This is a genomic window from Acidovorax sp. Root275 (assembly GCF_001428965.1).
GTDB classification, from domain to species: Bacteria; Pseudomonadota; Gammaproteobacteria; order Burkholderiales; family Burkholderiaceae_C; genus Acidovorax; species Acidovorax radicis.
Genome location: NZ_LMJH01000011.1, coordinates 142,385 through 148,871, shown reverse-complemented (window position 1 = coordinate 148,871; position 6,487 = coordinate 142,385). Strand labels below are relative to the sequence as shown.

Genomic DNA, 6,487 nt, shown 5'->3' with positions numbered 1-6,487 from the left:
CAGCCTGGGTGGGCTGCGCGCGGGGCAGTGGGTGACCACCGGTTCCTGCACCGGCACCGTCTTGGTGGCGCCGGGTGCAGTGGTGGTGGCTGAGTTTCCAGGCCTCGGACGCGCCGAGGTTCATCTGGTGTGACAGGCGGGGAACGCTAGGCTCCCCCAGCGCCATCAGTTGCGACGCGGGTTGTCGGGCTGGCTGTCACGGCGATTGGATACGCCGTCGCCATCGCGGTCGCGGTCGTTGCGATTGGCAACGCCATCGCCGTCCCGGTCCCAGCCACCGCGTTGCATTTCCCAGCGGCCTTCACGCTCCACCCACTGGGGCTGGCGGTACTGGTGGCCATGGCGTGCTTGCACCCAGTGGCCCCGAACCCAGCGGTGGCGGTTGCCACGCCATTCCCAATGCCCTTCTTCCCACATCTGTCCGCGGCGTGGGCGTGGCACGGCTTCATGCCGTGGAGGTGGGGGGGCGGGAATCACCTGGTAGTTCTGCGTGGATTGGTATCCACGTTCTGGCTGACCCGATTGAATGATGACGGTGCCTTGCGGTGCAGCGTGCGCGGGTGCAAGGGGCAGCAGTGCCATCAGGGCGAGGGCAGCTGCAGTGAATGTCTGGCGGGTCATGGTGATCTCCTAATGTTCCTTGCGGAATCGGTCTGTGCATGGTGGCGGTTCGGCGCGCTGCGCCACGTAGGCGCTGAGCGGGGTCAGCCGTAGGCGAAGAGGGCGGCTTCACCCGGGTCTTCCCGGGCCGCCCCCGGCCTTCACCCCTCCGTCAGTTGCGGTACGGGTTGTCTGGACGGCGATCGTGCCGGTTCGGCACACCGTCGCCGTCGCGGTCCCGGTCGTGGCGGTTGGACACGCCATCACGGTCCCGGTCGTGGTGATCGCGGTCATAGCGGTTGGGAATTCCGTCGCCATCCCTGTCGCGGTCATAGCGGTTGGGGATGCCGTCGCCATCCCGATCCCAGCCACCTGGGCGCATTTCCCAGCGGCCGCCATGTTCCACCCAACGGGGTTCGCGGTAGTAGTAGCCAGGGCGGGCCTTCATCCAGTGGCCCTGGACCCAGACGTGGCGGTGGCCACGCCAATCCCAGTACCCGGGCACCCACACCATGTCCCGGCGGGGGCGGGGCACCACTTCATAGCGGGGTGGTGGTGGTGGGCCGTATTGCACCACCATGGGCGCGGGCGCTTGGTAGTGGTGGGGTTGTCCCGATTGGATAACAACGGTGGCGCTGGTCTGTGCCTGCGCCACCGTAGCGGCACCCAGCGACAGCAGGGCGATAGAAACAGCGGCGAGTGCATTGCGGGCCATGATGGTCTCCTCAAAATGATTCCTTGCGGAACCGGAGACTTCATGGTGCAGACGCTGCGTCAAGACGGTGTAGGCGAATTGCGAAGTCTTGTGAAGTTGTGTTTCCTGCAGCGGTGTCGACAGGGGTTTCCGTGATTTTTCTCACACTCCAGACGGCCCACCCCGTGCCTTGCCGAGGGCGCCCTCAGCGCCACCACACCAGTGCGGCCACCACCAGCAAGGCAAACCAGGCCGGGTGCCTGCCGTCGGTGGCATAGAACACCAGCAATCCGCTGACCAGGGTGGCCAGCCCCGCCACATCAGCCACCCAGGCCCCCAGGTTGGTATCTCCTGGCACGGTCCCCAGGCGCCACAGCAGGGCGCTCAGGGCCCACCCCAACACGGTGGCCAGGTGCCAGGTGCCCCAGAGGATGCGCACCTGCCGCTCGTGCAGTACGGGCCGCCCTCCGGTGGGCACGATGCCCTGCGTGCGCAGAGCGCGAAACACGAGGAATTCACCCAGCACCGAGTGCGCAACACCCACCAGGGCGAGGCCCCCGGCTGCAAGTACCAGCGGAGTATTCATGAACAGTTTTCAAGTCAATCAGGATGGCTGTGGAAGGTGCAGACGCGGCGCATCGACCCGTCTTCGTCGCCTTCAACGCTTTGGGGGCCAGCACAGGGCCAGCGCGGGCGGCAGCGCCAGCCAGAAACCCGATGTGGGCATGAGCACAATGCCCAGCACCGCGAGAGCCAGCAACCCGGCACCCAGCCCGCGCAAAGGAACGGGTGCCAGGGCTGCATTGCGTTCGATCAGCAACATGGCCCAGCCCAGCAACGCGAACAACACGCCGAACAGTACAAACCAGACCACGGCACCCACGGCCGGGTCTTTTTGCACGCTGTTGAAAACGCCGCGCCGCACGATCTCTTGCAGCTGGGTCGGAAAAACGACGGCGGCATACAGCGTGTGCAGCAGCGCCACGGCCAGCATCCACCGGCCCTTCCAGCGGTTGCGAAGCGGTATGACCGTAGAGCGAGGGGAGGGGGAGGTCAGGGTGGTCATGTGGGTGGGTTCCTATGAAGAAAGAAGGGCGGGGCAATGCGTGTGGACCCGTGCGCCCAGCCCCGTAAGCAGGTGCATGAGGCCCATCCACATGCGCTCGAACGCAGGCATCTCGCCGGGCACCTGCACCAGGTGCTCGCCCAGCACGCGCTGGTGGCGTCCGGCGGTGATGGGTGGCGGCGTCTTGACGCCAAAATCGAAGACCGGTTGCGTGAAAGGCTCCATTTGCCAGGCCTGCATGTCAGCCAGTGCGGGCGCGAGTTCGGCTGTGTAGGCCGGCACGGTGAGGCTGGCATTGACGAGTCCGAGTGCCTGGTAGGCCTGCAGCACCAGCGCGTCTCGCCGCGGGTCGGTGGGAGGGCGCAGCAGTGCGGACCACGCCTGTGTCACCTGCGCCAGAAAACCGCCGGAGAGGCTGCGGGTGCAGCCAAAGTCGAGCACGCCCACCGTGCAATCGGGCGCAAACAGAAAGTTGCCAGGGTGCGGATCGGCATGCACCCGGCCCAGCACAAAGATGCAATGCATGAACCAGTCCCACAGGTGCTGTCCGGCCAGGTCGCGTTGCTGCTGTGTGGGTTGCGTGGCCAGCCAGGCCTGCAGGTGCTGGCCCGGCAGGAACTGTTGCGTGAGCACCTGGGCCCGTGTGTGCGACAGGATGGGCTGCGCGAGCACCACGCCGGGCAAAGCCGCGTGCTGCGCAAACCATTGCAGCTGCTCTGCCTCCTGCAGGTAGTCCACCTCGCGCAGCAGCGTGGCTTCGATCTCGGTCATCACGCTGTCCACCACGGTGTTGGCGGGCAGGGGCATGTCGGTGTGGGCCAGGGCGCGCAGTGCAGTGCGCATCAGTTGCATGTCGCTGGCAATGGTGGCGGCGATGCCGGGGTACTGCACCTTGACGGCCACCGTGCCGTGGCCCGCCATTTGAGCGCGGTGCACCTGGCCCAGGCTGGCGGCGGCGAAGGCGGTGGGATCGAACTGGTCAAACAGCGCCTCGGGCTCCTGCCCGAAGGCCTGGCGGAACACGCGCCCCACCAGCGCGCGGTTGAGCGGTGGTGCCTGGTGGTGGGCGCGCGCCAGCTCCTGCCGCACGCCGTCGGGCAGCAGGCCCGGGTGCATGCTGAGCAGCTGCGACACCTTGAGCGCCGAGCCCCGCAGCTGCCCCAGAGCGCCAAAAAGGATGCGGCCCAGGGCGGCCTCGTGGTCGGCCTGCGCCTGGGCTGACGGCGTGCGCACACGGTGCCCCAGCTGGGCCATGCCGATGCGCGCCGCGGCCAGGCCCGTGATGGTGCCGCGCGCCAGGCGGCCGGTCCGGGGCGCGTCAGCGCGCGCCATGGTTTGAAAGGGCCAGCTGCTGCAGCATGGCCTGCACGATGCGGCGGTGCAACGGCGTGATGACGGCCATATAGGCATGGCCCAGCGTGTTGTGGATATGCACCACGGTGCTGATGACCACCGTGGGGGCGCTGCCCGGCTGCCCGTGTTTGGTCAGCGAGACCTGCACATCCAGGTGTTTGTCGTCCTGTCCCATCACCACCTCGGTGTCGCTCAGATGGCGAATCAGGAAGATGCCCACGCGGTCTCCGACGCGGTAGCTGCGCGCATTGGTCGGGGAGGCTCCGCTGGCAAGCGGATGCACGTCCTGCAACTGCCCCACGTCCTTGAGACCCATCAGCCGCACCAGCTTGTTGCGCACTGCCAGAAGTTGCTCCGTCCACCGCGGTGTCCTAGCCAAGACGTCCAGCCAGGTCTGCAGTGCGCTGGCGGCGGGGCGAGGGTCGGTCGTTGTGAAGGCGTCAAAAAAATCCGCGTCATGCAAGGTGGCATGGATGACAGTGCCTGCGGGCACCTGGACCTCGCGCACGGTGTGGGCGGTGTTCATGCGGACTTCCTCTTGCGTGGCGTGGCCGCTGGCTTTGCAGCGGTTGCCGGGCTGGCAGAGCGGGGTTTGCGCGGCGGTGCTGAACGCTCCGGCGAGGGGGATGGTTCAGCCGTTGCCATGTAGGCGGGCGCAGGGCCGGGCGGTGCGCTGGCCATCGCCTGTTTGGCCAGTTGCAGCATGCCCATCAGGCCGCTGCTGTGCTGCACCATGCGGGCCATCTGGCTGCGCAGCACAAAGCCGCCTAACTGCAGCACACGGTTGACGAGCCCACCGCGCAGCGCCTGCACCAAAACACCGAGCGACAGGTCCACCAACTGCGTGGTGTCGGCAAATTCCTGAGAGGTGTCGGCCAGCCAGTAGGTCACCACACCGGCCAGGTAGTCGGTGTACAGCCCGCCCGCCAGGCCCTTGAAGTCGCAGGGCTCGATCTCGCCGCTGGCCTCGGCGGCTTCCAGAAAGCTGGCGACGGCCTCGCGCAGGCTTTGCCGCGCCGCCAGGGGTTCCGCCAGCATCGACAGCGGCGAGCGCCGCGCCAGGCTGCGCACCTGGGCCACAAATTCGCGGTCGGCCAGCAGGCGCTCCAGCACCGCGTCGGTCAGGCGCTGGAGCTTCTCCTGCAGCTGATAGCCCGCAAATCCCGGCGTCTGCAGCGTGTCGGCCAGCGCCTGGTGGGCCACGTCGTCCAGGTAGCCCAGCACGATGCGGTCCTTGGTGGGGAAGTATTTGTAGATCGTGGCGTCGCCGATGCCGGCGGCGCGCGCGATGTCTTTCATCGTCGTGCCGTCGAAGCCCTGGCGGGTCATGAGGTCCACCGCGCTGGCCACGATCTGGCGGCGGGTGGCGTCTTGCTGTTGGCGGGTGGTTTTCACTTTGGTATCTTTAAAATCGTTGAATCAATGATTTAAAGAATAGTGAATTTTCATTAAAGCGTCAATGGGTATCGAAGGATGGGCCCGACGAAGGTGCAGACACCTTCGCCTGTGCGCTGGGCTGCGGCTCAGTCGTCGGGCACAAACACCTGCTCGATGGTCCGCCCGAGCACGGTGGCGATCTTGAAGGCCAGGGGCAGGCTGGGGTCGTATTTGCCCGCTTCGATCGAGTGCACCGTCTGGCGGCTCACACCCAGCGCGTCGGCCAGGGCTTGTTGGGTCATCCCGCGGTCTTGCCGCAGGGCTTTGACGTGGTTGTGCATGCGGGTTGCCTCAGTCCGGCGCCAGGCCATCGGCCACCAGCTGCGCCACGTGCTCGCCCAGCGTGGCGCTGGCCGGCCGGTAGCGGAAGCCCAACTCGGCCTGGCTGCGTGTGGTGTCGAACTGCAGCGGATGACCCACGTTATGGCGCACGTAGCTGCGCGTCATGCCGGCCATGGGCGCGATGAGCCACATCAGCCATCGGGGCACCTCTTTGGTGGGCAGCTTGGCGCTGCGGTCCGGGTGGCTCTGGCGCAGGCGCTGCGCGATCTCCAGCAGGCGCAGGCTTTCGCCCACCACCAGGTAGCGGCCCGAGGCTGCCGGCTGCAGCGCGGCGCTGACGTGCGCCTGCGCCACATCGCGCACATCCACCGTGCCCAGCCACAGCGGCGGCACGCCCTGGCGGAAGGACCCGTCCAGAAACTGGCGCAGCAGCTGCACGCTGGTGGCATCGTCGCGCTGCGACAGCGAGGGGCCGAAGATCGCACCTGGGTGCACGCTCACCAGCGACCAGCGTTTTTGCTGTGCCTGCAGATCCCAGGCCAGGGCCTCGGCGCGCGTCTTGGAGAGCGCATAGGGATTGCCTTGCGCGGTCGACGTGCGGTTGATGTCCTTTTCGTTGAGCACATGCCCCGGGCGGGATTGCAGCTCGTCGCTGTCGCCGAACATCGCCACGATGCTGCTGGTGATGACCACACGCTCCACGCTCGCTGCGCGATTGGCCGCATCCAGCACGTGGCGCGTGCCCGTCACAGCGGGGGCGATGAGCTCGCGCTCGGGGTCGGCCGAGGGCCCCAGCTTGTAGGGCGAAGCGGTGTGCAGCACCGCGCTGCAACCCTGCATCGCAGCGTCAAAGCCCTGCGCACTGAGCAGGTCGGCCTCAAACAACATGAGCTGGCCTGGATGCGCCTGCGCCAGGCGCTGCAGATGCGCGACCTTGCGCTCGTCCTTCAGGCTGCGCACCGTGCCGTGCACCGTGTGGCCCTGCTCCAGCAGCAGCTTCACGATCCACGACGCCAGGTATCCGGCCGCGCCGGTCACCAACACGCGGGCCATGC

Annotated in this window: 9 protein-coding genes; all 9 read right to left on the bottom strand. The window is 67.1% G+C overall.

All coding sequences use genetic code 11. The annotated features are described in order from the left end of the window. Positions 1–165: 165 nt before the first annotated feature. Positions 166–621 (bottom strand): YXWGXW repeat-containing protein, encoded by a 456-nt coding sequence (locus ASE52_RS24175; protein WP_057229901.1) that lies wholly within the window; start codon positions 619–621, stop codon positions 166–168. A 151-nt stretch (positions 622–772) separates the two neighbouring features. Further along, positions 773–1,315, bottom strand: coding sequence for a YXWGXW repeat-containing protein (locus ASE52_RS24170; RefSeq protein WP_057229899.1), 543 nt, complete (start codon positions 1,313–1,315; stop codon positions 773–775). A 184-nt stretch (positions 1,316–1,499) separates the two neighbouring features. Continuing rightward, complete coding sequence (locus tag ASE52_RS24165) at positions 1,500–1,880, bottom strand: hypothetical protein (RefSeq protein ID WP_057229897.1); 381 nt, start codon at positions 1,878–1,880, stop codon at positions 1,500–1,502. Positions 1,881–1,952: 72 nt separating this feature from the next. Next, positions 1,953–2,360 (bottom strand): DUF6463 family protein, encoded by a 408-nt coding sequence (locus ASE52_RS24160; RefSeq protein WP_241777095.1) that lies wholly within the window; start codon positions 2,358–2,360, stop codon positions 1,953–1,955. 12 nt (positions 2,361–2,372) lie between these two features. Further along, on the bottom strand, positions 2,373–3,692 hold the full coding sequence (locus ASE52_RS24155; protein WP_057229893.1) for an AarF/ABC1/UbiB kinase family protein: 1,320 nt from the start codon (positions 3,690–3,692) through the stop codon (positions 2,373–2,375). Next, positions 3,679–4,239, bottom strand: coding sequence for a DUF2867 domain-containing protein (locus ASE52_RS24150; RefSeq protein ID WP_057229891.1), 561 nt, complete (start codon positions 4,237–4,239; stop codon positions 3,679–3,681). Before ASE52_RS24150 ends, ASE52_RS24155 begins: the two co-directional genes overlap by 14 nt. Then, positions 4,236–5,108 carry a TetR family transcriptional regulator gene (locus ASE52_RS24145; RefSeq protein WP_057229890.1) on the bottom strand — a complete coding sequence of 291 codons (873 nt, stop codon included), beginning with the start codon at positions 5,106–5,108 and terminating at the stop codon, positions 4,236–4,238. The genes ASE52_RS24150 and ASE52_RS24145 overlap by 4 nt, the downstream gene beginning before the upstream one ends. A gap of 128 nt (positions 5,109–5,236) precedes the next feature. Beyond that, positions 5,237–5,431 carry a helix-turn-helix transcriptional regulator gene (locus ASE52_RS24140; RefSeq protein ID WP_010466251.1) on the bottom strand — a complete coding sequence of 65 codons (195 nt, stop codon included), beginning with the start codon at positions 5,429–5,431 and terminating at the stop codon, positions 5,237–5,239. A 10-nt stretch (positions 5,432–5,441) separates the two neighbouring features. Then, entirely contained in the window at positions 5,442–6,485 is a 1,044-nt protein-coding gene (locus ASE52_RS24135) for an NAD-dependent epimerase/dehydratase family protein (protein WP_057229887.1), read from the bottom strand. Between the last annotated feature and the right edge of the window lie 2 nt (positions 6,486–6,487).